The organism is Mycolicibacterium duvalii (assembly GCF_010726645.1).
In the GTDB taxonomy this organism is placed as follows: domain Bacteria; phylum Actinomycetota; class Actinomycetes; order Mycobacteriales; family Mycobacteriaceae; genus Mycobacterium; species Mycobacterium duvalii.
In genome coordinates, this window is the sequence record NZ_AP022563.1 from 3159032 (window position 1) to 3185571 (window position 26540).

Annotated in this window: 27 protein-coding genes and 4 pseudogenes; 15 read left to right on the forward strand and 16 right to left on the reverse strand. The window is 64.4% G+C overall.

The features are described from left to right. Window positions 1-4 precede the first annotated feature (4 nt). Window positions 5-1264: pseudogene (locus G6N31_RS14845) on the forward strand (IS3 family transposase). Here the strand turns inward: G6N31_RS14845 and G6N31_RS14850 are convergent. Beyond that, complete coding sequence (locus G6N31_RS14850; protein WP_234815207.1) at window positions 1237-2034, reverse strand: MlaE family ABC transporter permease; 798 nt, start codon at window positions 2032-2034, stop codon at window positions 1237-1239. The pseudogene G6N31_RS14845 and the gene G6N31_RS14850 sit on opposite strands and share 28 nt — an antisense overlap. Before the next feature lie 1217 nt (window positions 2035-3251). Here G6N31_RS14850 and G6N31_RS14855 point away from each other — a divergent pair. From G6N31_RS14855 to G6N31_RS14865, 3 genes and pseudogenes are all read left to right on the forward strand, one after another. After that, window positions 3252-4087, forward strand: a pseudogene (locus G6N31_RS14855) (transposase); the annotation flags it as partial. 13 nt (window positions 4088-4100) lie between these two features. Continuing rightward, a complete protein-coding gene (locus G6N31_RS27775; RefSeq protein WP_163722190.1) occupies window positions 4101-4562 on the forward strand; it encodes a TetR-like C-terminal domain-containing protein in 462 nt (153 codons plus the stop codon). A 186-nt stretch (window positions 4563-4748) separates the two neighbouring features. Then, window positions 4749-5596: pseudogene (locus tag G6N31_RS14865) on the forward strand (SDR family oxidoreductase). 316 nt (window positions 5597-5912) lie between these two features. Here the strand turns inward: G6N31_RS14865 and G6N31_RS14870 are convergent. Both G6N31_RS14870 and G6N31_RS14875 read right to left on the reverse strand, forming a co-directional pair. Further along, entirely contained in the window at window positions 5913-6179 is a 267-nt protein-coding gene (locus G6N31_RS14870; protein WP_098002368.1) for an integrase core domain-containing protein, read from the reverse strand. Window positions 6180-6249: 70 nt separating this feature from the next. Beyond that, complete coding sequence (locus G6N31_RS14875) at window positions 6250-6669, reverse strand: IS3 family transposase (protein WP_163722191.1); 420 nt, start codon at window positions 6667-6669, stop codon at window positions 6250-6252. A gap of 784 nt (window positions 6670-7453) precedes the next feature. Between G6N31_RS14875 and G6N31_RS14880 the strand changes: the two genes are divergently transcribed. Further along, complete coding sequence (locus G6N31_RS14880) at window positions 7454-8275, forward strand: SDR family NAD(P)-dependent oxidoreductase (protein WP_098002366.1); 822 nt, start codon at window positions 7454-7456, stop codon at window positions 8273-8275. 336 nt (window positions 8276-8611) lie between these two features. Beyond that, window positions 8612-9076 (forward strand): Zn-ribbon domain-containing OB-fold protein, encoded by a 465-nt coding sequence (locus G6N31_RS14885; protein ID WP_098002391.1) that lies wholly within the window; start codon window positions 8612-8614, stop codon window positions 9074-9076. Here G6N31_RS14885 and G6N31_RS14890 read toward each other — a convergent pair. Further along, window positions 9058-9420, reverse strand: a complete 363-nt coding sequence (locus G6N31_RS14890; protein WP_133117662.1) for a hypothetical protein — start codon at window positions 9418-9420, stop codon at window positions 9058-9060. The two genes, G6N31_RS14885 and G6N31_RS14890, sit on opposite strands and share 19 nt — an antisense overlap. Window positions 9421-9445: 25 nt before the next feature. Beyond that, entirely contained in the window at window positions 9446-9862 is a 417-nt protein-coding gene (locus G6N31_RS14895) for a pyridoxamine 5'-phosphate oxidase family protein (RefSeq protein WP_098002364.1), read from the reverse strand. Between the two features lie 71 nt (window positions 9863-9933). Between G6N31_RS14895 and G6N31_RS14900 the strand changes: the two genes are divergently transcribed. After that, entirely contained in the window at window positions 9934-11055 is a 1122-nt protein-coding gene (locus G6N31_RS14900) for a phosphotransferase (protein WP_098002363.1), read from the forward strand. Window positions 11056-11309: 254 nt separating this feature from the next. Here G6N31_RS14900 and G6N31_RS14905 read toward each other — a convergent pair whose 3' ends face one another. The 4 genes from G6N31_RS14905 to G6N31_RS14920 all read right to left on the reverse strand — a co-directional run bounded on the left by G6N31_RS14905 (window position 11310) and on the right by G6N31_RS14920 (window position 14988). Further along, entirely contained in the window at window positions 11310-11852 is a 543-nt protein-coding gene (locus tag G6N31_RS14905) for a nitroreductase family protein (protein WP_234815206.1), read from the reverse strand. Between the two features lie 67 nt (window positions 11853-11919). Continuing rightward, window positions 11920-12282, reverse strand: coding sequence for a DUF4286 family protein (locus G6N31_RS14910; protein ID WP_098002390.1), 363 nt, complete (start codon window positions 12280-12282; stop codon window positions 11920-11922). 65 nt (window positions 12283-12347) lie between these two features. After that, the gene (locus G6N31_RS14915) at window positions 12348-13352 is read right to left on the reverse strand and encodes a DUF7064 domain-containing protein (protein WP_165776229.1); all 1005 of its coding nucleotides are present in this window, start codon (window positions 13350-13352) and stop codon (window positions 12348-12350) included. 13 nt (window positions 13353-13365) lie between these two features. Beyond that, window positions 13366-14988, reverse strand: a complete 1623-nt coding sequence (locus G6N31_RS14920) for a PEP-utilizing enzyme (RefSeq protein ID WP_098002362.1) — start codon at window positions 14986-14988, stop codon at window positions 13366-13368. 208 nt (window positions 14989-15196) lie between these two features. Between G6N31_RS14920 and G6N31_RS14925 the strand changes: the two genes are divergently transcribed. After that, window positions 15197-16117, forward strand: a complete 921-nt coding sequence (locus G6N31_RS14925; protein ID WP_098002361.1) for a TIGR03619 family F420-dependent LLM class oxidoreductase — start codon at window positions 15197-15199, stop codon at window positions 16115-16117. A 185-nt stretch (window positions 16118-16302) separates the two neighbouring features. On the opposite strand, the gene G6N31_RS14930 is transcribed toward G6N31_RS14925, so the two are convergent. Further along, entirely contained in the window at window positions 16303-16491 is a 189-nt protein-coding gene (locus tag G6N31_RS14930) for a hypothetical protein (protein WP_131815652.1), read from the reverse strand. 278 nt (window positions 16492-16769) lie between these two features. Then, a complete protein-coding gene (locus G6N31_RS14935) occupies window positions 16770-17948 on the reverse strand; it encodes a cytochrome P450 (protein WP_069412389.1) in 1179 nt (392 codons plus the stop codon). Window positions 17949-18120: 172 nt separating this feature from the next. Here G6N31_RS14935 and G6N31_RS14940 point away from each other — a divergent pair, with 172 nt between their 5' ends. Further along, the gene (locus G6N31_RS14940; protein WP_069412390.1) at window positions 18121-18711 is read left to right on the forward strand and encodes a TetR family transcriptional regulator; all 591 of its coding nucleotides are present in this window, start codon (window positions 18121-18123) and stop codon (window positions 18709-18711) included. On the opposite strand, the gene G6N31_RS14945 is transcribed toward G6N31_RS14940, so the two are convergent. Further along, window positions 18712-19758: a spirocyclase AveC family protein gene (locus tag G6N31_RS14945; RefSeq protein WP_244962236.1), complete on the reverse strand. Its 1047-nt coding sequence runs from the start codon at window positions 19756-19758 to the stop codon at window positions 18712-18714. Between the two features lie 501 nt (window positions 19759-20259). Here G6N31_RS14945 and G6N31_RS14950 point away from each other — a divergent pair. The 3 genes and pseudogenes from G6N31_RS14950 to G6N31_RS14955 form a co-directional block, all read left to right on the forward strand. Then, window positions 20260-20942, forward strand: a pseudogene (locus G6N31_RS14950) (spirocyclase AveC family protein); the annotation flags it as partial. Window positions 20943-20968: 26 nt separating this feature from the next. Further along, a complete protein-coding gene (locus tag G6N31_RS27045) occupies window positions 20969-21109 on the forward strand; it encodes a DUF7156 family protein (protein ID WP_165776228.1) in 141 nt (46 codons plus the stop codon). A 164-nt stretch (window positions 21110-21273) separates the two neighbouring features. After that, window positions 21274-22131, forward strand: a complete 858-nt coding sequence (locus G6N31_RS14955) for a 3-carboxyethylcatechol 2,3-dioxygenase (RefSeq protein ID WP_179964185.1) — start codon at window positions 21274-21276, stop codon at window positions 22129-22131. Here G6N31_RS14955 and G6N31_RS14960 read toward each other — a convergent pair. Next, on the reverse strand, window positions 22100-23119 hold the full coding sequence (locus tag G6N31_RS14960; RefSeq protein WP_069412692.1) for a CaiB/BaiF CoA transferase family protein: 1020 nt from the start codon (window positions 23117-23119) through the stop codon (window positions 22100-22102). The two genes, G6N31_RS14955 and G6N31_RS14960, sit on opposite strands and share 32 nt — an antisense overlap. A gap of 177 nt (window positions 23120-23296) precedes the next feature. Here G6N31_RS14960 and G6N31_RS27465 point away from each other — a divergent pair, with 177 nt between their 5' ends. Genes G6N31_RS27465 through G6N31_RS27475 form a run of 3 tightly spaced genes read left to right on the forward strand, consistent with a single transcriptional unit; the run spans window position 23297 to window position 24232 of the window. Continuing rightward, window positions 23297-23569 (forward strand): CoA transferase, encoded by a 273-nt coding sequence (locus G6N31_RS27465; protein WP_244962237.1) that lies wholly within the window; start codon window positions 23297-23299, stop codon window positions 23567-23569. After that, window positions 23509-23865: a CoA transferase gene (locus G6N31_RS27470; protein WP_244962268.1), complete on the forward strand. Its 357-nt coding sequence runs from the start codon at window positions 23509-23511 to the stop codon at window positions 23863-23865. Before G6N31_RS27465 ends, G6N31_RS27470 begins: the two co-directional genes overlap by 61 nt. 10 nt (window positions 23866-23875) lie before the next feature. Next, window positions 23876-24232: a CoA-transferase family III protein gene (locus G6N31_RS27475; RefSeq protein ID WP_244962238.1), complete on the forward strand. Its 357-nt coding sequence runs from the start codon at window positions 23876-23878 to the stop codon at window positions 24230-24232. Here the strand turns inward: G6N31_RS27475 and G6N31_RS14970 are convergent. The 3 genes from G6N31_RS14970 to G6N31_RS14980 all read right to left on the reverse strand — a co-directional run bounded on the left by G6N31_RS14970 (window position 24229) and on the right by G6N31_RS14980 (window position 26462). Further along, the gene (locus tag G6N31_RS14970) at window positions 24229-25569 is read right to left on the reverse strand and encodes a TetR/AcrR family transcriptional regulator (protein ID WP_098002358.1); all 1341 of its coding nucleotides are present in this window, start codon (window positions 25567-25569) and stop codon (window positions 24229-24231) included. The genes G6N31_RS27475 and G6N31_RS14970 overlap by 4 nt on opposite strands. 12 nt (window positions 25570-25581) lie before the next feature. Further along, window positions 25582-25965, reverse strand: a complete 384-nt coding sequence (locus G6N31_RS14975; RefSeq protein ID WP_234794087.1) for a MaoC/PaaZ C-terminal domain-containing protein — start codon at window positions 25963-25965, stop codon at window positions 25582-25584. Window positions 25966-26027: 62 nt separating this feature from the next. Next, the gene (locus tag G6N31_RS14980) at window positions 26028-26462 is read right to left on the reverse strand and encodes an FAS1-like dehydratase domain-containing protein (protein ID WP_098002357.1); all 435 of its coding nucleotides are present in this window, start codon (window positions 26460-26462) and stop codon (window positions 26028-26030) included. Window positions 26463-26540 lie beyond the last annotated feature (78 nt).

Below are 26540 nucleotides of genomic sequence, written 5' to 3' on the forward strand. Positions count from 1 at the left end.
AGTCATGTCAGGTGGTTCGTCGAGGAGGTATCCGCCGGAGCTTCGTGAGCGGGCGGTGCGCATGGTCGCCGAGATCAGCGATCAGCATGAGTCGGAGTGGGCAGCAATGGGCGAAGTCGCCCGGCTGCTCGGGATCGGCACAGCCGAGACCGTGCGTAAGTGGGTGCGCCAGGCCCAGGTCGATGCCGGCGCCCGGCCGGGGACCACGACCGAAGAGTCCGCTGAGCTCAAGAAGCTGCGCCGGGAGAACGCCGAGCTCAAGCGGGCCAACGCGATCTTGAAGACGGCGTCGGCTTTCTTCGCGGCCGAGCTGGACCGGCCACACCACTGATCTGTCGATTCATCGCTGAGCATCAGGGCCGCCGCGAGGGCCCTGATGGTCTGCGCTGGGGTGTCCAGTCGATCTGTAGCGAGCTCGTCGGGCTCGGTGTGCAGATCGCCCCCTCGACGTACTACGAGCATCTCGAGCGTGAGCCCACTCGTCGCGAGGTCCGCGACGAGGCGCTCAAAGCCCACGTCAACCGGGCACGGCGCGAACTACGGCGTCTACGGGGCGCGCAAGGTGTGGCTGGCGCTCAACCGGGAGGGCATTGAGGTGGCCCGCTGCACGGTGGAGCGGCTGATGGCCGAACTCGGTCTGCGCGGTGCGGTGCGCGGCAAGGCCATAGCCACCACGATCACTGACGCGGGCGCGGTGCGGCCGGCTGATCTGGTCGGGCGCCGCTTCGGCCCGGTCGCACCGAACCGGTTGTGGGTGGCTGATCTGACGTATGTGTCAACCTGGTCGGGGTTCGCCTACGTCGCGTTTGTCACCGATGCCTATGCCCGCCGAATCCTGGGCTGGCGGGTGGCATCGACGATGGCGACCACGATGGTGCTCGACTCGATCGAGCAGGCCATCTGGACACGTCAGCGAGACGGCATCCTCGATTTGAAAGATGTTGTCCACCATACGGATCGAGGATCACAATATACGTCCATCCGGTTCACCGAACGGCTCGCCGAGGCGCGTATTCAGCCGTCGGTCGGTGCGGTCGGAAGCTCCTATGACAACGCGCTCGCCGAGACCATCAACGGCCTCTACAAGACCGAGCTGATCAAACCAGGCAAGCCCTGGCGCACCGTCGAGGACGTCGAGCTGGCGACCGCCCGCTGGGTCGACTGGTTCAACCACCGCCGGCTCTACGAATACTGCGGCGACGTCCCACCAGCCGAGCTGGAGGCGGCCTACTACGCTCAACAAACGAGGCTAGCCGCCAGCTGAGTCGTCAAATCAAAAAGTCTCCGGACTCCCCGGGGCGGTTCAATTGCCCCAAAGACGACCGTCTTGGCGATGGCAAACCATACGTCCACCACCTTCGTGAACGTCCCAAACGACATCCAGAAACTTCCCGGTGCCACATCGGAAGCCCCCACTGCCATCAAGAACGCCGACGCAGTTCCCGACGCGACGATGAAGATGCACAGAAGGGGGGATATCAATAGCAGCGCGAGAAAACGCGGCACTACCAACTGGCGCACGGGGTCAACACCCATTACTCGCATTGCGTCGAGTTCTTCACGGATTGCGCGGGCTCCGAAGTCGGCCGCGACGGTCGAAGCTGCTGCGGCACCCATCAACAGCCCCGCAGTCAGCGGTGCTCCCTGCCGAATGACACCCACGCCGGCCGCGGCGCCAAGCAGCGAGGTTGCCCCCAATTGATTGACGAGCCCCGACGTCACGATGGTGGTGATTGCGCCGATCGGAATGGCCATCAGCAGTGCGGGCATGGTCGTCACCTTCAACAAGGTCCATGCCTGCACGAACACCTCGCCGACCGCGAGCCTCATGGTGATGACATCGGTGACGACGTAGCGAATCACGTCCGCGAACAATTGGACACCACGACCTGTCGTGGCCGCGGTACGCCTTGGAATCATTCCCACGTGCCGGGCTGCGCTGAATGGGTACGCCTTGAGGCGTGACTGGCGCACCTTGCTCGAGCCCGACGTCGATGCACCCTGCGGGTGATCGTAGTCAACGGGTGTGGTCATGAACCACCGTCAGAACGCTTGCGAGCACGCGTGCACTCCGGCGTGGCGATGACGACCGCCGCTACTGGCGTCGGCACTCTAGCTGCCATGCGAGAAACCGGTTGCAAGGAATAGACGCCCACACTGCGCAGCGCGGCGGCGCGATGCATCCATAGGGCCTGAGGCCGCCCGGGGTTGACGTGCCGGCTCCTGGCTCCAACCGTCGTTGAGGAGGTACAGGTCGCCTGGCACGCCGCACCTTCCAGCAGTGGATCCGATCAGAGGCCACAGCTTCATCAAGAAAACGTCCTCCCTGTTGGCACGTTCGCTAGAGTTGCGCCGCGCCTCACAAAGACCACGGCAGTGTGAGCAAACTCGCTAAACATATGGAGGATTACCGTAGAGCGCCACTTTCGGTTTGGCAAGCGGTCGCCCTGACCTGTTGAGCATGCAGGGGTGCGGCAGCTGTCCCAGTCAACCGGTCGTGATCGGATGAGCAGCACTACGTGTAGGAGACGCAAGGTTGCCAGCATGAAGACGGCGGTATCCCTCGTGGCTTTGACGGCCTTCCCTTGAATCAGGATCTAGGGCCGACCTGGGTTGGCTCGCCTCAATGAGGCAAACTGCGCTGCTGCCCTTTTGACGTCTTCGCTGTATGCGTGCCTACACCCGACCCACCTAGAAGCGCGTGATGACAACAGCACGGTACTGAACCGATCGCCCCCCTTATTTGTTCGCTAGGACCAGATCTGTACATGTCGCCTTAACTGTTGGACCGCTATTACCGAACGAACTGGCGGGTTTTGCTAAGGTCGGGCGGCGGTCTGTGCGGCCCGCCGGCAGCTTCGTTTACGCGGATCTGACACTTCGCCGGTTATCCCCTTTGGGTTGCCGCTGCCAGCCCTGTCGGCGGGCCCGGGCCTCTACGCATCAGAAGCGGAGCGAGCGAAAGCGCAGCGAGCCCACGCCGGTCGACGCGCACGGCACGTAAGCAGCTATTCGTATTGGGCTGTCGTTGTGCGAAATGCACCGAGATCCACGACGAGCGCAATCGCGAGCAGCGTTATCGTCAGCGGAACGCGCGATCACCGACATAGCACGACGGTCGAGTGACCCTCGCGCGCTTTGCCAACGCCGCCGCTGACCGGAAGCGCCATTGGACCGCAGTCCTCGTCAGGGTGCGTGAAACTCGGTTTCGTTCAGAGTTTCCGCGACGTCAGGGGACCACCGGCACATTAGACCGCAACACCAAAGCGCTACGCAGCGCGTTGCGGGAGTATTACCCCGCGGCGTTGGAGGCCTTCGAATCCCTGTCTGACCGCGACGCCCTCGCCGTCTTGGGTCGCGCTCCCACCCCGGCAGAGGCCGCACGACTGAGCGTCGCGAAGATCCGGTCGGCACTCAAAGCCGCTGGACGGCAACGCAATCTCGACACGCGGGCACTGGAGATCCAGACGGCGTTGCGTAGCGAGCAGCTCGTCGCCCCGCCTGTGGTCACTGCCGCGTTTGGGGCGACCACTCGCGCCGCGGTCGCGATCATCGCCAAATTGAATCGCCAGATCGCCGACCTCGAAGCCGAGCTGGCGACACATTTGAGGCACACCCGGACGCCGATATCTACCGCTCCCTACCAGGACTTGGTGTCATTTTCGGCGCCCGGGTGCTCGGTGAGTTCGGGGATGACCCCAACCGCTACACCACCGCCAAGGCTCGCAAGAATTACGCAGGAACCTCACCATTGACCGTCGCGTCGGGCAAAAAACGCGCTGTGGCCCGTCACGTCCGCAACCGGCGTCTCTATGACGCGATCGACCAGTGGGCCTTCTGCTCCCTGACCACCAGCCTCGGCGCCCGCGCCTTCTACGATCAGCACCGCGCCGCCGGCGACCTGCACCACCAAGCCCTCCGCGCCCTGGGCAACCGACTCGTCGGAATCCCGCACGGCTGCCTACGCCACCACACCACCTACGACGAACACACAGCCTGGGCACACCGCCACACCACCAAGCGACAACCAAGCGGCTTAACAACGTACGGCCCTGGGATGTCTAACCTCTCAGGTCGGTACACCTAAGACAGTGGATCTGGTGACTGAAGCACTGGCGCGGGCTGACCAGCCGCTATTGCACTTGGGCGATGGCCCGCTTCGCCAATGGCTGCACAGCGAACTCAGTCGCGCAGCCGAGCAGATCGCCCAACCGGTTTCGTCCCAGTTCATCGCAATGATGGTGGGAACCGCCGATCAAACCCACGCCGCGCGAGTCTTGCGTGAGAACTTGAACCGCCGAACCCGCATAGTCGTCGACCACATGCTCGACCAAGCGATCGCCAACGGCGAGCTCAGCAGCCGACCTGACACTGACGAACTGGTCGCGACTGTGCTCGGCGCCATACTCCGCATCACTATCCAGCAAAAGTATGCCGATTCGGGCTACCTCGCCAGGCTTGTCGACGGCGCGTTCGCCGAACATTGGAGCCGACCGCCCCCACACCATGTTCCTCGAGACACCCAACACCCCCATGATCGCCTTTCCGCGACCCCCCGTTAGGCCGGGCGGGATCATGCTTGGACGCGGCATGGGCGAATGCAGCCGCGCTGCCGCCACCACCACCTCGGCCCAGGCCAGCGTAGGACCCGTACAATCCGCAAATGCAACAACTGTTTATCGATTTTGCACGCTCCTGAACCCGAACGCGGTGGAGAGCATCATCGCTGTAGTCGTCAGAAGGACCACATGTCGTTTTCTGGAAAGACCATGTTCATCTCCGGCGCTAGTCGGGGCATCGGTCTGGCGATCGCCAAGAAGATCGCAGCCGACGGAGCCAACGTCGCCCTGGTCGCCAAGACCGCCGAGCCGCACCCGAAGCTAGAGGGCACCGTCTATACCGCCGCCAAGGAGATCGAGGCCGCAGGCGGGCAGGCGCTCCCGATCGTCGGCGACATCCGCGACGGCGAATCCGTCGCGGAGGCCGTGGTCAAGGCTGCCGACCAATTCGGCGCCATCGACATCTGCGTGAACAACGCTTCGGCGATCAATCTTGGCTCCATCGAAGACGTGCCGTTGAAGCGATTCGACCTGATGAACGGCATTCAGGTCCGCGGTACCTACGCCGTGTCGCAGGCCTGCATCCGCATATGAAGGGCCGCGACAACCCCCACATCCTCACGCTGTCACCGCCGATCCGCCTGGAACCCGAATGGCTCAAGCCGACGGCCTACATGATGGCCAAGTTCGGGATGACGTTGTGCGCGTTGGGTATCGCCGAGGAACTTCGCGATGACGGGATCGCGTCGAACACGCTCTGGCCCCGCACCTTGGTGGCAACCGCGGCGGTGCAGAACCTGCTTGGCGGCGACGAGGCGATGGCGCGGGCTCGCAAGCCCGAGGTCTACGCGGATGCGGCCTACGCCGTGCTCGCCCAGCCGGCCAAGAGCTACACAGGCCGCAGCTTGCTGTGCGAGGACGTGTTACTCGAGGCCGGTGTCACCGACTTGTCTGTGTACGACTGCGTACCGGGCAGCGACTTGGGTCTCGACTTGTGGGTCGACTCACCAAATCCGCCCGGTTACACATCGCACTGAAGGGGCAACCGGCCCCCGACGAACACGCTCTGCGGGGTGGCGTCCTCCAGATCAGTTGACCACGTGGGTGCGACTCTCCTCGTAGAGTAGGTTGCCTGAATCGGGGATGTCGGCGCGGTCCAGCTTCGCGGCGGCCCGCGAGAGGGCCGCATCTGTTTCTCACGCCGCGCGAAGTTCTCCGCGCTGGAGCGGCAGGTCCTGCGCTTCCGCCGTGAGGTACAGCAGCAAGCCCTCCGCCGACGAGGCGGTCGGCAACACAGTGAGGGGGACCCGTTTGGTGGTCCAGTTGATCTGTCCCCGCCGTTTCGAGCCGTGGTTATGCGAGTTGAGGGATCGAATGGGTGGACGTCCAGAGCGTTTCGAACTCTGTGGGGCTGATGTTACCGAGGTAGCTGTGGCGGCGTTCGACGTTGTAGAAGTTGTCGATGTAATCGGCCATGGCGGCGGCCAACTCGATGGTGGTGGCCCATTTGCGGGTGTTGAGCAACTCGACTTGCATCCGCGCCCAGAACGACTCCATCGCGGCGTTATCGAAGCAGTCGCCGACGGTCCCGAACGAGCCCAGCAGGCCCCATCGGCGCATATCTCCCCGAAGCTCCAAGACGTGAACTGCGTGCCGTGATCGGCGTGCAGAATCGTTGACCCACTGCGGGTTATTTGCCGACGGCCATGTTCACCGCGTTGTTGACCAGGGCGGTGTCGGCGGTGGTCGAGAAGGTGCGAGCCACGATCATGCGCGAGAAGCAGTCCAGGATCGCACAGCAGTACACCTTGCCATCACGTGCTGGGTGTTCGGAGATGTCGGTGCACCACAGTTGGTTGGGCATCGTGGCGGTGAAGCGCCGGTTCACCAGGTCAGCGGGGGTGTCGATGCCGCTCAGGTTGGGTTTTCGCCGCCCTGGGCGCGGCAGCCCGTACAGCCCGTACTCGGCCATGATCTTGTTGACCAGTTTGTGGTTGACGTTCGTCTCGTAGTCGGCCAGTAGCGCGGCGCGGACCCGTCGGCGTCCGTAGGTGCCGCGAGAACGTTGGTGGATCTCGGTGATCGTGTCGGCCACGATCAGCCGGCGCACCTCGCGGTCCGGAACAGGGCGTGTCGGTGATACTGCAACAGCGAACGCCCTAATCTCGTTATCCGGCAGGCGGATCGGGCTGAATGTCCTCGCCCGATCAGCCCTTCAGCGATCGCGCGTCGGCGTTTTGGCGGCACCACCGCCTGCTCGTCGAACAACGCGCAGGCATCGCGGGTCAAGGCCAGCTCGGCCTCGATCTGTGCAATGCGATTGTGCGCGGAACAGGCCCGTCGGCCTCCACGCTCGGGGTGCCCTCGATGACTCCGGCATCAATGAAAGCCTGACGTTTCCACGGAACAGGGCCCGGCAGATCCCGGTCTCGGCAGCCAAAGCGGCCACCGGTTCACCCGTTCGCAGCCGCGCAGCGATTTGCCGGCGCACCGAAGACGAATACTGACGGGGCATGTGACCTCCCGGTGATCACTCTGCCCTCGACTCGCACAACAGTGGACCAACAACACGGGTACAGATCTACTGGACCACTACAGGGGGCCCACCTCAACAGGGCCGAATCCGGCGTCGCGTAGAGCGGGCCGCCAGTCGCGGCGCAGGTCCACCGGCACGCCGACAGGTGTCGTTGGCACGGTGACACCGCGCGACTCCAACGTCACGACCTTGAGGTCGAGACCTTGGGATAGCCCAATATATGCGCTGACTAGCCCTGGCGTCGGAAAAGTGCATGCCGATTCGGCTGGGCGCCAGGGTCCGGCAACTCGTCGCCACTTGATCAAAGCGATAAATGGTTTACGGTTTAGCCACCACGTTTGGGAGGGGTTGAGGCGGAGTGCGAATCATCGTCACAGGCGGGAATAGTGGCGTCGGCCTGGCGACCGCGACCGCGATGGCCACGGCGGGCCATGAAGTGGTGATCGCCTGCCGGTCCCTGAAGAAGGGGCACGAGGCCGCGGCGGCGATGTCGGGGGACGTCGAGGTACGCGAACTTGATCTCGCCGATCTCACCAGCGTGCGCAAGTTCGCCGACACCGTCGACGCGGTCGACGTGCTGGTCAACAATGCGGGTGTGCTGGGCCTCCCCCTGACGCGCACGGCCGATGGGTTCGAGGCGCACATGGGCACCAATCACCTCGGACACTTCGCGCTGACCTGCCTGCTCGGCGACCGGATCCGCGACCGGGTGGTCTCGGTCTCCAGCACCAACTACACCACAGCGCAGATTCATTTTGACGATTTGAACTGGGAGCGCCGACGCTACAACCCCTGGGCGGCCTACGGCGAGTCCAAGCTGGCGAACCTCCTGTTCGTGCGCGAGTTGGTCGCCCGCGGCAAGACGGCGTACGCATCGGACCCCGGGATGACCAACACCGCGATCACCCGCGACGGTTCAGGCATGCTGCAGTGGGCGGGCCGGGTGATTTCACCGTATATCGCGCAGAGCCCGCCTGACGGCGCGCGCTCGACGATCCAGGCCATCTCCACCACGCTGCCGAACGGCACCTACTTCGCGCCGCGCGGCTTGATGCATCAGTGGGGCAGGCCGAAGCCGACCACGCTCAAGGCCAAGGCAGTCGACCCGGACAGCGCGCGACGGCTGTGGGAGTGCTCCGCGAAGCTGACCGGGTGCGAATGGCAGGATGGCGCGCCATGATCCTCGAGCGGCTACTGTCGAACTCCGAAGCGCGAGAGCTGGTTCAGCTTGCGGCTGATGTCGTCGACAAGGTGCTCGACCCGATCGTCGAGCACGATCGAACGACATTCGGCCGCAGGATCATCGACCATCAGGGTTTGTCGTCTCTGCCGGCCCACATTGCAGCCGCTGGCGACTCCACCCGCGCCACCTACCTCGATGTGGCACGCCGGCTACATCTGCAACTACCGCGTCGAGCGCTACATACGCGAGGCCAAGTTCACTCAGATCTTCAAGGCACCAACCAGATCAGCGCCTGGTCATCGGCCGGTCGCTCACCTGCGCAGGAGGCACGACATGACAACCGACACGTATTATCAACGGCCACAACTGAGGTTAGCGCCTAGCCCTACCGCTGAATCGCGCGCGTTCTGGACCGGCGGCCAGCGCGGCGAGCTGCTGATCAACCGGTGCCACGCTTGCGGGCGCTTTTTCCATCCGCCGGGTCCGACGTGTTGGCGCTGTCGCAGCACGGATGTCGCCCCGGAGCCAGTGTCGGGCGATGCGACCGTTGCGGCCTTTACGGTGAACCGGCAGATCTGGATCCCCGGATACGAGCCACCCTATGTCGTCGCGATCGTCGAGCTGGACGACGAGCCCGACGTACGGCTGATCACCAACATCGTGGGCGTGGCCATCGACGATGTCAGGGTCGGGATGGCGGTGGAGGTCTTCTTCGAGGATTGGACGGCGCTGTCGGGAGAGGAGGACAGCCGGGTTTGGATTCCGTTGTTCCGCCCCATTCAATCGGGTTCCGCCTGAGCGCTTCTCGAGCGGCGGCGGTCTGTTGCGAAGGAGAAAGTCGCGACACGAGCAACCGTCAGGGCGACCACCGGGCGCTGCCCCGCAACGCGCACGGCCGGCCCCTGGGCAATCACCCCCCGGATAGCTTCGTAGGTTTCGAAAGAGTCGGCGACCACGCATGCGGACAGCTCGTCGTCGAACGCGGACGCCAGCTCCGCGTCTGCGACTTCGGCAGTCACGATGTCCCCATCCTTGTTCAGGATCCGCGCAGGCATCGCGAGCAGCCGGCCGTCATCGTCGCTCACGCAGATCGCACCCGACGGTTGGGCGGCGAGAAACGCGACGAGCTCGGCCTCCGACATGCTGCCCGGGCCACCGCGCCTTTCCTCAACCATGGGCACAGGCCTCCTCGACATCGAGCCGAATGAAACTTCGCTTGCCACTGAGCAATCGATCGCGAACCTTCGCGGCCACCGAGTCTGGCACCCGAACTTCAGGTGAACTGCGCGCCAGTATTCTCGCGATCTCTGTGGGGCACGGTCGGTAGATCTCGACGCGCCCCCGTACCGATGCCCAAGACGCTCCGTCCTCACTCTTCACCACGCATGCTGCCTCCGGGTCGGCGCGCAGATGGCCGACCTTCGCGCTTTTGGTGTACGTGGCGAAGTACAGCCCGCCAGACTCGTAGGTGAGGGTACGCATCGCATAGCCGATGGGATGTCCGGCGGCGTCGCGACAGAACAGGAACGCCCGGTGATTGCGCCTCAGGAAGTTCGTGAGCGCCAGTTCGTCGAAACTCGTCACTCGATCATGTTCGTCGCTGCTAATATGACAGTCAACTGTCACACATTCTTGACACCGATGGAGTCTCGACCATGTCAACTATCCTTCCGGTCACGCTGCGCTCGGCGGCCGACCTCACGCCGGACATTCTCACCACGCTGCTGCGTCGGCACGATCCGACGGTCACCGTAACGGCCGCGGCGTTGAGCCGGACCTGGCAGGGCACTACGTCCCATCTGCATCTGGACGTCGACTACGCCGCCGCGGACACGTCGCTTCCCCGCCATCTCTTCGTGAAAACGCAACTCGGCACCGTGCACGACCTGCCCGAGGCGGTGGACATCTCGTTATCGGAGGGCGGTGGCGGCACGGTACTGCTTGACGATGAAACAACGTTCTACCGCGACCTTCGGGCTGATCTGGAGGTCGAGACCATGACGACGTACTTCGCTGAGCACCTCGACGGCCCTTCGCAATTCATCATCGTCGCCGAGGACATCACGCTGCGCGGCGCGCAGGTGCCGGACGCGGTCGCTGGGCTGTCCGTCGAGCAGGTCGATGAGCTACTCGCGACGTTGGGCCGGGTCCATGCGCCGTTCTGGGACAGCCCGCGTCTGCGCGATGACGGCGACCTGTCCTGGTTGAACCATCCCATCACCGGCAAGTTCGCAAAGTTCCTGCGCGAAAACGGGTTCGCCATCATTCGGATGTTCCTCGAACTGCCCTACAAGAAGGCGTTGCTGGACGCCACCGGTGAGGACGCGGACTCGATGGAGGCTGCGTTCTGGAAGCTGCAGGAGACCGTAGCAGGCTCAGACGGGAGTCCGATCACACTGCTGCACGGCGACCCACACCCACGCAACACCTACGCACTGCCTGACGGCCGCATGGGTGTCCTCGACTGGCAACTTGTGCGGCGTGGGTCGTGGGCACACGATGTCGGCTACGCCTTGATCGGCGCGCTGCCATCGGACCTTCGGCGCAGCCATGAGCGGGAACTGCTCGACAACTACCGCGGCCGGCTACGCGACGCGGGCGTAGCGGTGCCTGACCGCGAGCAGATGTGGACCGCCTATCGGCGCAGCCCGGCATGGGGCTTCTGCATGTGGGCGATCACACCCGACCAGATGTACTCCGTCGAGATCGTCACGGCGGTGCTAGGTCGGTTCGCCGAGGCCTACTCGGACCTCGGAACCGGCGCGCTACTGCGCTGAGGCCTTTGCGGCTGTCGCGCAGCTCAAGTCAGGACCGTGTGTTTCTTACTTGCCGCTGTCGCTGACGAGGAACTGAACCGCTCCGACACGTCGTCGGTTTCATTGATATGGACGGGCGGCGCGTTCATCATCGAGGTGTTGACCCCGGTCATTAAGCGAAGGTTGTTGACGGCCAAGCGCTGCGCCTAGGGCCGTACCGGACCCGTGACCCAATCTTCACCCTACGGCTGGAAGGAGATCCTGGATCTCGCGAATTACCAGGCGTTGCCGAATTTCTCGCGGTAGGTCACCTCGAGGGCGGGTCGGCGCCGGGGCGGTGAGAGCTTCTTCAACGACTGGCCGACATACACCGCCGCCATGGGCAGCAGGGTGTCCGGTAGCGCCAGCAGCTCTCGAACGCGCTCGATGCCGAACGTGGTCAGTCCGGTGGTCAGACAGGAACCGTATCCGAGGTCAGCCGCCGCCAGCAGCAGGTTCTGCACGGCGGGATAGATCGACGACGGGGCATAGATCTCGGCGACCCGTGCAGTGTCAGCGCAGACGACGATGACGACGGGCGCCGCAGCAAATCCGCCTCGCGCGAAACCGAATTCGAGGTCGTCGATGAGCACCTGGTCGTCCAGACTCTGCTTCACGAAGTCGCCACCGCCGGCATTCCACGTCTCGGTCCACCAGTCGGCGAGCAGTTTGCGACTCTCCTCGTCGCGGACAACGACGAACGACCACGGCTGCGTGTTCTCGGCGCTCGGTGCGTGCACGGCGAGCTGCAGCATCTGCTCGATATCGGATTCATGCACCTTGCCGTTCGGATCGAATCGCCTGCAGGCGCGCTGTGACAGTACCAGTGTACGGAATTCGCTCATCTCAGTCGGCCAACCGTCGTTCGCCCCTAGGCGTCCAGCCGGTCATGGACACAGTGGACAAGTCGAGCGTCTCGCCGAGCGACAACTTGCCCGTCATCACACGGTTCAGGAATTCCGCCATCACCTCTTGCGGCTCCCTGTCGAGTTCGTAGATCACCATGTAGCGGTGGGTGGGCGGAGGAAGCTGCGCGGGCAGGTCCTCGTCGTCGGGGATCGACAGCTCGGCGAGGTCGTAGCGCTGCGCCGCTACTACGCCGGGAACGTCGAGCACCTCGGGCACGTGGACGGAGTCATACCACTTGTTGAATTGGTCGTCCTCACCCTCGATGGGATTGCTCAGGACTACGAACCGACTTCCGGTCACCTGCACGCCTTTCGACAGAGCCCCTCCGGGCTAGGCCTCCACACTATGGCAGTCGACTGTCACAGTCAACGAGCGGAGCTCGGCGTCATCGCCGACCGCTCGATGTAGCTGTAGCCGGTTTCGCCTGCCCACTGCACCTCTGCCCAACTGACCGTGTACGCCCGCACCGGATCGGCGACACCGTAGGGCAATCCGTCGGCCATGGTTATCCACATCGACGAGCGGATGACACCGTCGATCACGCGACCGCCCCCCAGTGTGAAGGAAAATGTCTCCCCGTCCCGAGCCAGCGTTGCGGGCGGTGGTGCGCTGACGATGTCGACGTGACGTAAAGTGCCGTCTTCCACCACGTAGGCGCCTTCTAGTGTGGTGTGACCGTCGCGGGCCCAGTAGCGGCACATCCCGAATGCCCGGCCGCCGGGCAATACCGCGCCGGTGATCACATGGCCGCCCCAGTCCCTGAGAGTGTCGGCGCCGCGGGGCCCACGTGAATGATCTCGCCAGCCAACACCGTTGAAGTCGATGGCCACGCCGTCGACAACTACGTGCCCCGTCACGCGGGTGAGTTGCTCGTAGTGTTCGCGCGCCCAACTCTGCTCGGCCATTCCTTCACCGGCGGTGGCGGCGTCCCACACCGGCGTCGCACACTCGACCTCGAGGTCCATGCGCACGTGACTCTTGGGGCCGTCGACGAGCAGGCCGGTGCGCATCTGCTCATAGGATGAACGGAGGCAGTATCCGTCAAAAGTGATACGCCACTTCTGGAATGGTTGCTCGCACTGGAACTCTAGATTCGCGCCCGCGGGTTGACGCTCGGCGACCGTGCGGTGATAGGCCCACATGCTGAGCACACCTTGGTCCTCGGGAAGCGCAATGAGCACCCGGTCTTCCCACATCTCCCACTTATCGGCCACGGTGCCCAAGTGCAACCACATGCCGACGTCGTTTACGGGATCGTACGGCGTGAACAGCAGGTTCTCAGTCCATGCCGGAATATCGGGGCACGCCCGCACGGTGCGCTCGCTGTCCGGTTTCAGCCCGGAGGACAGCTGCCGGATCGTGCTGCTCAATGGATGATCCTTTCTATCCGGCCGACGCGGCCAGCACGGCGATCTCGCCGGTTGAGCCGTCGACACGTACGACATCTCCGGTGCGAAGGACCTTGGTTCCGTTGCCAGTCCCGACGACACAGGTGATGCCGAGTTCACGTGCCACGATTGCGCCGTGGCTGGCGGGGCTTCCGATATCAGTGACCAGCGCTCCCGCCAGCGACACCAGCGCCGTCCACCCGGGATCGACGAATTTGCACACCAGCACTTCACCGTCCTCGAGAACGTCGTCGGAATCGGCGTCGAGTACCACCCGCACAGTCCCCTCGACCACGCCGGGTCCCGCGGGCGTGCCGCGTACGGTGGCGTCGCTGCGGTCACCCACGTTGTCTGACCCGGTCGGCCCAACCGGCTCCGGCATACCGATGAAGGTCACCGGAACCTCGAAGTCCCGATACGCTTCGCGCCGTTCCCTTCGGTAGGCAACGAGTTCGCGTACGTTGCGCGGTAGCGGGCCGAGCAACTCCTCTGTGGTGAGGTAGAAGGTGTCGTCGGGAGAATCGAGCTTGCCTGCCGCAACCAGGTCCCGGCCGAGTGCGCCTGCGGCCGCTCTGGTTCCGTCCACCGCGGTGAGGAAGCCAGCCTTGGTCAGTTCCACCGACCGCACCTGAAATCCGGTGAAGTGCATCAGCCGGCGTAACAGAGGCCTACGCCACGCAGGCAAGCCGGCCAGCAGTTCTGCCTCCGCCCGCTCTCGGGCGACCACAGCACGCTGCGCCCGCACCCGAGGTCGTTCGGATTCGGGTCGGCCCGCATGAACCGCGGCGATCCGGACCACCGCCTCGGGATCTTCCCGCCACGAATGCCCTATCACGTTGCCTTCATTGGGACCGTGGAAGCCATGCCGCTCGAGAAAGTCCGCGACCGATAGCTGTCCCTGCCCCAATGACCACACATCGTCGGCGAGCCGGGTCTCGATGACCCCGCCGTACCCGGCAAGCAACGTAGGAACCAGATCCGAGCGGCCGAGCCGGACGCTGATCGACTCCACCTGGGACCGCAGCATATTCAGAATCATCCGAGTGCGGACATGTACCCGCATGACCGCAGTGAAGCGGGCGACGGAATCGGTCAACAGCGCGCGCGCATCAACCGGAGTGCCCGGCAATACCTCGGCTCGCCACCACTGCATCTGGTCGTCATATGCACGCTGAGGCGCCCAGCGTTGCCGTGTTGCGGCCAGTGGCGCTTTCACCAGTACGAATGGGATGCGGGTGGGATCACTTTTGGTGGGGGCGGCGTCGGCGCGCACCGAACCCAGCAGGTCTCGTTCGAAGTCGTCACCGGTGGTTCCGGGAAGCAGCCCGGCCAGCTCACGGGCGCGATCGACATTCATCGCCTGCCTGCCGTAGAAGCACGCCGTCGCCCACTGGTTCGGGTCGTCGGGGACAGCCAGCTCGGACCGGGGCAACACACCGAAGTCGTAGATGCCTGCGCGAGAAGCGAGTTCGACACCGCCGCCCCACAGTGACCAGCACAGGGGCGACAGGATGTCTGGAGTGGCCTCGCCGACGTTGGTCAGCGTCCACATCCGTTCCGGCTCGCTGCGGCCCCGAATCGGGTCTGTCAGGCCTGCGGAATCACTGTCGTCGGGCATGGTCCTCCTGATCCACTGGTGACAGTCTACTGTCATTCTCTGGGTGATTCTGACATGTCGGGTCGCCGGGAGTAACGGTTTCCCAGATCCTCCAGTCGACAAGTTGACTGTGACAGTTGGCTGCCATAGTGTTCTCGGTCACATGGTTGGTGCCGTGGCCGCCGAGTGCGCCTCCTGCCGATCCTTGAACCGAACCGAAAGGCTGGCAATGAGATTCACCGTCTACCTGCCCAACTGTATGCACGTCGCCGCTGTCACCCAGCCCTGGGAATACGAGCTCGGCGGCCAGGACATCGTCAGGGTCGCTCGACGGGCCGAGGAGCTGGGTTACTCCATGGTCTTTCTGCCCGAGCACTTTTTCACCCCTAGGCCGCACGTCGAGTTGTCGGGCAACCACTACTTCGATGCCACCACCGCCCAAGCGTTCATCGCGGGTGCCACGTCCACGATCTCTATCGGGTCCATGGTGACCATCCTTCCGCTGCACAACCCGATCATCGCCGCCAAACAGATTTCGACATTCGATTGGCTCAGTGGCGGACGCGCGCAAGTCACGGTCGGCGTCGGCTGGCTGAAGGACGAATTCGACGCGATCGGCGTGCCCTTCAACAAGCGAGGCCGGGTGATGGATGAGTGCCTCGAGGCGATGTTTGAGCTATGGCACAGCGACTCGCCAAGCTATGACGGCGAATTCGTCAAATTCGACGACATCGCCTTCGGGCCGAAGCCGGTTTCGTCTCCCCACCCCACCCTCTGGATGGGTGGAGATGCCGACGCGGTGCTGCGCCGGGCGGCCCGCTTCGGCGACGGATGGGCACCATGGCTGACCAAGCCCGACGAGTTGCCCGCCAAGCTCGACTACCTACGCTCGCAACCCGGATTCGACGACCGGCCGTTCTCGGTGTTCTACAGCCTGGCGGTGCTGTCCATCGGTCAGGAACACGCGATCGTCGACGATCCGAACGCCCAGTTCGGCCAGAGCGCTCAGCAGGTCATCGACAACTGCAACATGCTCGCTGAGCGCGGCGTCACCGATACCTGGGTCAACCCGCCACCGGTGAACGACTTCAACGCCTACCTGGACCACATGCAGTGGGTGGCCGAAGAGGTCATGCCGAAGGTCGGCTGACTGTGATGCCCAGGAACGTGGGAGTCCCGTTCCTGATATGAAATTGCTGAATCGAAACTAGTTGTGCGACTGACGAAGACCGGCTGAGGTCCGGCCTGGGTCTGTTTTAGCAGTCTTGCGTACGGGTTTGGCCGCCGAGATTACCCAGAGGCCGCTGATGCGGTGCAAGCGCACACACTTTCCCATTAAGCCTGGGCGTAGCTGCCGGAGTGGATATGGCCGATGCCACGGTCAGGGACGCGCCAGTAGAAGTTGGGCTGACGTTCCGCCCCTTTGTCGGTATGGACCTTTCTCGACTTGGAACCGCAGCCACGACAAGAAACTGATTCGCCGGTGTGGCCCTTTGTGGCGTCGAGGCGCAGCAAGCCGGTCATGCTGAGCAGGCTGGCGCAGATGGATGACTTTCTCCGCCACCTTCGACTGGGCCACCGTTGGCAGTGCAACAGTGCACTGGAGCGGTTGTTGGAGGCCTCCGAGACCCTAGCTGACCTCCACCGCATACCTCAGCACAACCACAGGCCGGTTGGCTCGCCTGACTCGGCGCTCTTCACTCCACACGCGATCAGCCACGCGGCTCCATTAGTCAAGTTCCCGGACCGTCAACGGCCTCAGTCGATTTGAGGTCTAGTTGATCGCACCTAGTCGCCGACCCTTACGCAGGTGTGATATTCAGCGGTGCCGAACGCAGGCCCATAGTCCCCGTCGGCCATGGCATCTGCGGTTCCTTGCCGTCGACGTGGGAGTAATCGGGAATGCGCGTGTGCCATTCCTCGAGGATGAGGCGCAGTTCGAGCCGTGCGAGGTGCGAGCCCAGGCAGCGGTGCGGCCCGCGACCGAACGCGAAGTGCACGGCCTTGCCGTCCACGTGAACCGTGTCGGCGTCGTCGTAGCGGCGCGGATCGCGATTTGCGCTGCCGTAACTGAGCATCACGGTGGTGTCCTTCGGTATGACGCGGCCGGCAACCTCCACCTCTTGGGTGGTGACGCGGGGCGCGAACGGAACGGGACCGTCGACGCGCAGGATGTCCTCAATGAAGGCGGGAATGAGCGAGTAATCGCTGGCTATCCGGCCTCGGAGTTCCGCGTCACCTGCCAGCTTGGCCAGAGAGAAGCCCACCGCCGAGGTCACGGTATCCAGGCCTGCCAGCACGAACATGAAGCACAGGCCCAGAATTTCGTTGTCGTCCATAGCCCCCTCGTCGGTGTCCTGCATCAACTGGCTGAGCATGTCGGTGCCGGACGGGTCGGTCCGTCGCGCGGCGATGTGCTCCGTCAGATAGGCGAAGAGTTCCATTGCGTGCGCAAGAACCTCGGGAGTGGCCTCCGAGCTACCGGGGTCGGTGAACTCGAGTATCGAGTCCTTCCACTGCACCAAGCGGTCGCGATCCTCCATGGGCAGTCCGAACAGTGTCAAAAACACCTGGGATGGAAACGGTGTGGCGAGATCGGGCAGAACGTCGCACACGCCTTTCGCCACGATCGCGTCGATCAACTCGCCGGCTTGCCGCCGAAGTTCGGGCTCGCGTTCGGCCATTTTCTTCGGGCTGAAGAACGGGTCGAGCATGCGCCGGTACCTGGTGTGATCGGGCGGATCGATTGCGATAGGGATCATCGGGACGGGACTGCCCAGCCGATCGAACGCCTTGGCCGAAGAGAAGATGTCAGGCCTTTTGGCCGCGAACTCCACCGCGTCGGCGCTGGTGAGCACGATTTCCTCGCCCGCGGTCACCGCCTCCCCCGCGTCCCGCAGTTCCCGCCATGCGCGCGACCGATCCTGTCCGAACGGAAGCTCGCTGAGGTTCACAGTTCCACTGACTTCCAGCTTGTTCATGGGTGGAGATCCTCTCTGCGCGTTACCGCAAACTACACATCCGGAGACACTGTGACAGTAGACTGTCACATATGCGGAAGTATTGCGGGCGAATCCACGAGTGTCAACGACGTCAGCTCACCGAACCGCGTTGTAGTGTCGGTTCAGCCGAGGCGATCGAGGAGGCGGCGTGATGGCACGTGGGGATCGCTCACCACGGGACGCACATGCGGACCGGACACGGAATGCACTACTCGAGGCTGCCCTGAACCTGTTCAGCGTCAACGGTTACGACGACACCACAACGGACCAGATCGCCGAGAGCGCCGGCGTGTCGCCGCGGACGTTCTTTCGCTACTTCCCCACCAAGGAGTCGGTGCTGTTCTTCGGCGAGTACGACTTCATCGACGCCGTCAGCGGCGTGTATCTCGCCCAGCCTGAGGAACTGTCCGATTTCGAGGCCATGGCGAACTCGTTCGCACTCCTTGCGCCTGGACTCAAGCGCATCCGAAAGCGAATCGCGCAGTACCGTGAAGCGGTCGCATCGTCGCTGGTGCTGCTCGGGCGTGAGCGCAGGAACCACGAGGCCAACGCCGAGACGGTGGCGAAGGCGATCGCCGAACGGCGCCATCTAGCGACTCCGGATGACGAGTGCCAGCTGTTGGCATCGGTCGGGATGCTGCTCGTCGAGCGATCCCTCATTCAGTGGTTGGCCACACCGGGCCGGGGCCTCGACGACATCATCCGCGAGGAGTTCGCCGCACTACCCGTAGTACTGAAATAGCTAGCGATCGTCGAACAGCGTCCCGTCGGGACAGCGCCGTGGTGTATCGGGGCCGCAGTATTGCGTGCGCAGATATGACGGGTACGTATCGGTCGGGCCTGCGTAGAGCCCGGCGATGTTGACGGGCACGTCGTATACGCCGATCGCGATCACATGCATGAAACCGGCGACGGCCAGCACCCGTAGCAGTGCCTTGAGCTTCGACCCGGCCCAGTGCAGAGTCTCGATGCCGGACTCGACCCGGATCTGGCCTTTGCGGTTCCGGAAGAACATCAGCGCTCCGCTCGTGCTCAGCACCAGAGACCACAGGATGGGGCCGTAGAGCGGGATCTGCATGGTTTGCCCGGCCCACAGCGTGACACTCGGAATCGAAGCGGGATAGGCGACCAGCCCGTGATGCACCGCGAAGATCTCCAGCGGGAACTCGATAACGTACACCGCGAGCCAGCCGCAGCAGAACGTGCGAACGGGTCCCAGCGCCGGCCAGCGGCGCCGTGCCCGTCCCATCGCCCACCGCGCGAGCGATCCCATCGCCAACGGCATCCAGATGTAGATCATGCCGATCATCAACACAGGTTCGGCCATGAACCGGCTGCCGGGACTCAGCGATCCGGGGACGTTCTCCATCCAGTTGCCGAAGTTCACCAACCCGGCGTTGTAGAACAAAACCGGCTGGAACCAGTTGATCAGGGGATCGTGCCACCAGGCGATCGTCGATCCGATGACGACGGCCGCCTCGACGCAAAGCTGACGCTCGCGCAGGCACTTGCGAACCACGTAGACGATCGCACCGAGTGCCAGTAGCGGGCAGGCGATCTGGAAGGCGATGATCGCCGCCTGGGTCCCGCCGGGGATCGGATCAGGACCGGGAGCGACCGGCGCCGCATTCCCGGAGACGATCCACGAGGTGTAGACGTAGGTGGCGAATGCGATGCACACTGCGCCGACCGCCGACCAGAACAACACCGGTCGGATGGTTCTGATCTGCGGCTGCGCAGCTCTGGGCGCGATCCCGCCGACCTCGTCGGCGCTCTTCAAGTCGGTCAAGGCAAACATCCCTTCGGCAATGACCTACCAAACATGGCAGTTCACTGTCACCGTGTCAACGGTCGCACGAGAATGCGCGGCTAGCGGTAGCGGCGGTTCATCAGCGTCGTGGCCTCGCGCCTCGCCCCCGCGTAGGCATGCCGTGCACGTGGTGTCATGCCGACGACTCTGCTGCCGCCTGGTTTGTAGAAGCGCGCCTCGACGGCCAACCTGCGGTCCGTGGCGCCCGTCGCGCCGCCGAGGGGTGAATCCGGTTGCGCCCACACCGCCCGGCGTCGAACCGCATAAATGGCGCGTCAGCCAGTCGGCTGTGATCCCCGAAGCCGAAGGCGGTCCCGTGCCAGGCACTTTCGGCATGACTGCGGCAGCCGGTTACCGACGGCGGAGAGGTTGTCCGCGCTAGCGACGCGGTTCATCGACGATTTCCGCGACATCGACATGTAGCCGAATAGGTTACACAAGAAACGTGACAGCTCGTTAGACATTTATAGGGTTCAGCAAGCCTTCGCCGAACATCATCTACTCGACTGGCTGCCGATCTAGACGCCAAACGATCCGCTGTTCATGCCATTCGCCTACGCCGTTTACTGGGGCGTACACGCACTCCTGGTGTTGTGGCTTAGCCAGTGGGTGTCCCGCGGTTCGGCTGGAGCATGCTCAAATCGATGGTCGTGCTTGCTATTCCGGTCAACTACGTATGGGACTTCGTCGTCGAGGGCACGGCTACGGCGATGGGCTGGTGGACCTACGACCCTGGCATCGGCCCGGTGCTCGAATGGAGCAACGGTGGTCGCATTACGCTGCTCTGGACCATCGGCATCATGTGCACGTGGCCCAACCTGATCGCCTACTGGGCCGGCAAGCCGCCGGTCCGTGGGCTGAACCATTTCGAGCGGTTCTGCCGATTAGATCGCTTCACCATTCCCAAGACGTCACCGCACATGTCCAGCGTGAGAGATGCTCCCGGCGGTGTCGCCCTTGCTGCCACACAGGCACCGTTGACCAAGCAGCAGGAGTTCGGCGACTACCTCAACTACGAGGCCACCATTCCGCGGTGGCGCTTCGAGCTGATGCGACTGGGGGCCTGGTACATCGTCTTCCAGGTCAGCTTCTTCGTTTTCCTTATTCTGCCGCTGGTGATCATGCGGTGTGCCACCGGCGCCGACAGCCCGTACATCCCCTGATCACTGAGGAGCCTGACACGAAGGACATGCCCGCCGCGTCCTTCCTTCCCCCGCAGAGCAATGAGGCGCTGAAGGAAAACATCCGACTGCTCGCGGGGTGCACCGCGTTCATCGCGATACTCGGCGTCATCGTAGCGCTGACGCAGGGCATCGTCGTCAGCGTGTAATCCCGTCGTCCGAGGGGTCGCAGTGCAATAGCGTTGTCTAGCAATCCAACGGACAGGATTCGGGCCAGCTCCTCGATGGAGACGGGCGGCATTAGCCGGTGCGAGCCTCCCGCCCAGCGGCGTACTCATCTAACATTGGTGTCACTTCTACCGGAGGTGCGTAAGTGACGTCAGAACGGTTGGTGGTCTGCGCGAGCCACAGCCCAGGCAAGGAACGCGATGTGGAGCAAGCCTTCGGGCGCCGCTTCCGAGCTGCGCTGGACATGGCAGCGGACCGGGTCCGGCAGTTCGATCCCGACCTGGTGGTGGTTTTCGGCGGTGACCACCGTCGGGCCTTCCGCCATGTCGTGCCGGCGTTCGGGATCGCGCTGTCCGCATCCATTCTCGCCGAGGGCCGGCATCCAAGCGGTGATCTCGACGTGCCACCCGACACTGCCCGACTGCTGTGCGAACACCTGCTGTGGGACGGCTTCGATGTCGCGGCGTGCCGCGACATCGGATTGGATCATGCATTCGCACAGCCGATCCGAGACCTGGTGGGCGAGTTGGCGGACAAACCCGTCATTCCCGTGGCAGTGAACTGTGCGACCGCTCCCCTGCCCAGGGGGCGCCGCGTCGCCGAGTTCGGCGCGGCGGTCGGACGGTTCCTCGACGGCCTCGACGAACGGACCGTGGTCATCGGGACCGGCGGTTTGTCGCACTCGCCGCCGAGCCTGGAGGTCGACACCTACGACCTCGGTGACGAACAGCGGGCCAAGATCATCGCCGACGGAATGCCGGAGGCTCGCACGAAGATTCGGCCCGACTGGGATGCCGAGGTGTTGCAAGCGATGTCGGCCTGGGATGTGGAGAGGTTGGTCGGACTCGTAGACAACGCGCACGCGCGAGCGGGGGCGGGAGCCAACGAAGTCCGCACTTGGCTGGCAGCCGGGGCCGCGGGCGGCGGGCGGCCGGTATCACCGTTGGGCTACGAGCCGGTGCCGGAATGGATCACCGGGATGGCGGTCGCCGCGTCGTCGTGAGTGGGCCGTCCGCGCCCGGCTTCGGGGTAGGCGCAGGCGTGCGGGAAAACAGCGGCGCCGGTGCCGGCTGGAGTGTTCCTCCGACGTCGACGAAGATGTTGCGCGCCTTCAGATGTGGATCATCCATGGCTTCGGTGGCGGTCAACACCGGCGTGACGCAAGCATCGCTGTCGGCGAACAGCTGCGACCAGTGGTTGCGGGGATGCGCACCGAACCGCTCGGACAGCACCCGCCGCATCGCCGGCCAACCCGCGGGGTCACGTTGCGGACCAAGAGTGGTTGGATCGATGTCCAGCAGTCGAAGCAACTCGGCATAGAACGCCGGCTCCAGTGCGCCAACCGCCACGTAACGGCCGTCGGCGCACTCGTAGGTGCTGTAGAACGGCGCCGAGCCATCAAATGCATTGGCCCCCCGCTCATCCGACCAACGTCCGTCGGCCAGCATCGACCACACCACGTGGCCCAGCATCGAAGCTCCGTTGACTATGGCGGCGTCGACGACCTGCCCGCGCCCGGAATTCTGGCGCTCGATCAGGGCGGCGAGCACGCCGACGACCGCGAACAGCGAGCCCCCTCCGTAGTCACCGACGAGGTTGAGCGGCGGCGGTGGCGGCCGGTCCGGGGCACCCATAGCGTGCAGCAAGCCGGTAAGACCGATGTAGTTGATGTCGTGCCCGGCCTGCTGGGCGCGGGGACCAGTCTGCCCCCATCCCGTGACCCGGGCGTAGATCAGACGCGGGTTGAGCCGTGCGCACTCGTCTGGACCCAGGCCAAGTCGCTCGGTGACCCCGGGGCGAAACCCCTCGAGGAGAACGTCGGCTCTGTCGATGAGTTCACGCACCGCGGCGAGTTCGTCTGGATTCTTCAGGTCCGCGGCCACGACTCGCCTGCCGCGGTGGCCCGCGACCGCGCCCCCGGGTCGCTGCACGCGGGTCACCTCTGCGCCGAGGTCGGCCAGCATCATGGCGGCATGCGGGCCGGGGCCCATACCCGCCAGTTCGACCACGCGGATCCCAGACAGCGGACCTGACGAAACGGCGTGCTCCACGATCCCAATCCTAGCGATAATCTGACATATTGTGCATATGTGATATCGCAGCCATAGGCCTAGACGATCTAGTACGCGGTCTGTGGCATTGTTAATCTGACATCAACGTCATACCGCGTGGGAGTATCGCACCGTGAGTATCTCGCGCCGGAGCAGGAGCCGGTCGCGGGCATCAGCGTCGTGAGCCTCGAGCAGGCCGTGGCCGCGCCGTACGCGACCCGACAGCTCGCTGACCTCGGCGCCCGTGTCGTGAAAGTCGAACGACCACGTGGCGGCGACTTCGCCCGCGGCTACGACCACACCGTCCGAGGCGAATCGAGCTATTTCTTCTGGGTCAACCGCGGCAAGGAGTCGCCGGCCGTCGATCTCAAGCACCCTATGACCTGTTGATCCAGGCCGAAGCCGGACTGTTGTCCGTGACGGGCTCGCCGGGCAACTTGGCGCGAACCGGTGTGTCCATCGCCGACATCGCCGCCGGGATGTTCACCTTTTCGGGCATCCTCACCGCGCTCTACACGCGGGCCATGACCGGCGTGGTTCGGCCGGTGTCGGTGTCGCTGTTCGACGCGCTGGTGGAGTGGATGTCACAGCCCCTCTACTACGGCCGCTACGGAGGCACTCCGCCTCTACTCACGGGAGCGCGCCACCCGACGATTGCGCCGGTATGGGCCGCTCATTTCCCGTGATGGCGACACGGTGTTGCTGGCGGTGCAGAATACGCCCGAATGGCAGCGCTTCTGCGAAGTCGTATTGGAAGCACCCGACGCCTTGGAGCAGCGCCTGCGGCTCGCCGGTGTCGCCCACGCGCGGATGAACGACGTCGAGCAACTGGCGCACCATCCGGTGCTGACCGGCCGTGACCGCTGGCGCAGGGTACGCACCCCGGGCGGGGATGCAGACGCGATGGCGCCGCCGGTTGCACTCGGTGGCGTCGAGCCCTTGATGGGTGACGTGCCTGCCCTGGGCGCGCACAGCAGAACGATCCCGCGGGAATTGGGGTGTTCGCCCGAAGCCATCGACGGCATCTTCGGCGCGGGAGTGACGTCCGGCTAGGTCGAGCGCCCGAAGAAGCCCCGCTTGATACAAGTCGTCAGCAAGGTGACGATCTCGTCGTCGTCGACAGGGTGGGGCAGATCCAGAGTGGCCTGCGGCACCCGCGTGACCAGCGCACGCACGATCAGCGCGGAGACCACGGGGTCGAACGGGTAGACACCCGGTCGCCGGATCAGCATCCGTGCCGCACCGAGGTCCATGAGCACCTGGCCGTGCTCGCCGATGCCGAGGATGGTGGCGTCGTCGGTGGCGCCTTCGGCCCACACGTCGATGCAACCGGAATACCTGTCGTAGAACTCGACGTAGGTGGCCAGCCAGTGCTGCAACGTGGATTCGTCGGCGACGGGATCCAGCAGGGCGATCCGGTCCGCGAATGCCCTTGCGGCACCGTAGATTTCGCTGGCGATGGCTGCTAGCAGATCCTGCTTGTCGCTGAAGTACTTGTAGAAGGTGCCCCGCGCCACGGCCGCGGCCTCCACGATGTCGTCGACGCTGGTACTGCGATATCCGCGGGCCCGGAACTGCGCGGCGCCCGCGTCGGCCAGCGCGGTCACGGTGGCCACCGCCCGCTTGCTGAGGTTGGCGGTGCGCTCGCTGATGGACAGTCCCGCGACGTTCGGTTCCTCAGGAATCTTCACCGCATCCACCTCGGCGGCGGGGTCGTTGCTGGCGCGCAGCCGTAGCGAGGTCAACACAGCGGCGGGGGTGTCGGGAAACAGCACCAACTGTAGGAACACCGACAAAGTGTCGACGGCATCCTTGGCGCTGCGGCCGTAGGCGCCGTCGGTGTGGACGAACAGGTTGATGCGGTGCACGAGGGCGGTCATCGTCATGGCCGCGATCTCAGGATCGATCCCTGTCACACCCGAGGCGGCGAGGCGTTCGGCCACCCGGTGGTTGTAGCTGCGGACGAAGCGGGCGATTTCGGGCCGGACGTTCGCGTCCGACGAGGCGATCGCCGTCCACTGGACGAACATCGTCGAGTACTTCTCGAACACCCAACTCCACTCGCCCAACCACCAATTGAGGTTGTCGAAGCCGACCTCGTCCGGCCCGAGGGGGCCGATGCGCCGCGCCACCCTGAACAGCGCGCTACCGCATTCGTTGAGCAACTCGAGGAAGATCTCGTCCTTGCCCCTGAAGTACTGGTAGAGCGTGGCCCGCGACACTCCCGCCGCCTTGGCGATCGCATCAACCGACGTGTCGAAGTATCCGAGCCGTCCGAACAACTCCAGCGAGACCTCGGTGATCCGGGTGCGGGTACTTGCACCACGGGCACCGATGGCAGGACTCGATGGGCCGTAGCTGGCCCGGCGGACGATCGATGCTTCGGACATGATGCGTCCAGCCTATGGTGTGGCTGGGCTGACGGCGCCGCTCGCTGTCGTGTTTCGCGGAATCAGGAACTCCGCCGAGCCGGTCACAGCCACCCCGCCCGTTTGGCGGGTGGCCGCCAACTCCACCGTCACCCGGTCCGCGCCCGGCTCCTCGGTGACGTCAACGATCGTCCCCGAGCAGGTCAGCACGTCACCGGGCCACACCTGTTCACGGAAACGCACCCCGAATCGGCGCACGTTGCCTGCCCCAAGCCAATCGGAGGCGAATCCAGCCAGCAGGGCCGCGGAGAACATCCCCTGCCCGAACACCGAGGGATACCCCGCCGAGCGAGCGAGTTCGTCGTCGTAGTGCATCGGGTTGAGGTCGCCGGACGCCCCGGCGTAGCGGACGAACATCTGACGGGTGAGCGGCCCGAACTCTCGTGCCGGCGCCTGCGTTTCCACCTGCAGTGCGGCGCTCACTTCGCGGCCGTCTCGATGAAGGTCGCCCTGGCCTCCGCCACGAGTGCTCCTTGTGGGTCGCGGTATTCGGTGACGACGGTGGCGAACTGCATGGTGCCGCCCCGCTTACCCGGTTTGGAGAATCGCTCGACGAGACGCTCCCGCGCGGTCAGGACCGCGCCGGCGGTGGGCACCTCGCCGTGGAAGGTGTACTCCTGCTCGCCGTGAAGCAGTCGCTTTCGCTCGAACCCCACATTGACGCGCACGCCGGGCGGCGCCCAGCGGGCGGCGGTGGTGAGGAAGGTCGGTGGCACGATCGCGCCGGGTCCGTGGAAGTCTGGGTTGTCGGAGAGCATGGCCTCGGCGAACTCCGCGATCTTGCCCCGCTCCACGACCACTTCCCACGGGCGGCCCTCGGTCCCATCGGTATCACTGTCAGGCATAGCGGTCATAGTGACCAATAGTGTCAGAAGATCTTCTCCACGGGTAGGTTGATCTCCCATCATCCCCAATGAGCCGCTTGTCTGAAA

Coding starts and splice junctions, on each gene's coding strand:
- G6N31_RS14885 (WP_098002391.1), top strand. CDS start 8,612: ATGACAACCGACACGTATTATCAACGGCCACAACTGAGGTTAGCGCCT.
- G6N31_RS14940 (WP_069412390.1), top strand. CDS start 18,121: ATGGCACGTGGGGATCGCTCACCACGGGACGCACATGCGGACCGGACA.
- G6N31_RS14870 (WP_098002368.1), bottom strand. CDS start 6,179: ATGCGCCGATGGGGCCTGCTGGGCTCGTTCGGGACCGTCGGCGACTGC.
- G6N31_RS14980 (WP_098002357.1), bottom strand. CDS start 26,462: ATGACCGCTATGCCTGACAGTGATACCGATGGGACCGAGGGCCGCCCG.
- G6N31_RS14925 (WP_098002361.1), top strand. CDS start 15,197: ATGAGATTCACCGTCTACCTGCCCAACTGTATGCACGTCGCCGCTGTC.
- G6N31_RS14930 (WP_131815652.1), bottom strand. CDS start 16,491: ATGACCGGCTTGCTGCGCCTCGACGCCACAAAGGGCCACACCGGCGAA.
- G6N31_RS14975 (WP_234794087.1), bottom strand. CDS start 25,965: ATGTTCGTCCGCTACGCCGGGGCGTCCGGCGACCTCAACCCGATGCAC.
- G6N31_RS14935 (WP_069412389.1), bottom strand. CDS start 17,948: ATGAACAAGCTGGAAGTCAGTGGAACTGTGAACCTCAGCGAGCTTCCG.
- G6N31_RS14900 (WP_098002363.1), top strand. CDS start 9,934: ATGTCAACTATCCTTCCGGTCACGCTGCGCTCGGCGGCCGACCTCACG.
- G6N31_RS14960 (WP_069412692.1), bottom strand. CDS start 23,119: ATGGGCCCCGGCCCGCATGCCGCCATGATGCTGGCCGACCTCGGCGCA.
- G6N31_RS14890 (WP_133117662.1), bottom strand. CDS start 9,420: ATGTCGGAGGCCGAGCTCGTCGCGTTTCTCGCCGCCCAACCGTCGGGT.
- G6N31_RS14850 (WP_234815207.1), bottom strand. CDS start 2,034: ATGACCACACCCGTTGACTACGATCACCCGCAGGGTGCATCGACGTCG.
- G6N31_RS14920 (WP_098002362.1), bottom strand. CDS start 14,988: ATGCCCGACGACAGTGATTCCGCAGGCCTGACAGACCCGATTCGGGGC.
- G6N31_RS27045 (WP_165776228.1), top strand. CDS start 20,969: ATGCCCGCCGCGTCCTTCCTTCCCCCGCAGAGCAATGAGGCGCTGAAG.
- G6N31_RS14970 (WP_098002358.1), bottom strand. CDS start 25,569: ATGTCCGAAGCATCGATCGTCCGCCGGGCCAGCTACGGCCCATCGAGT.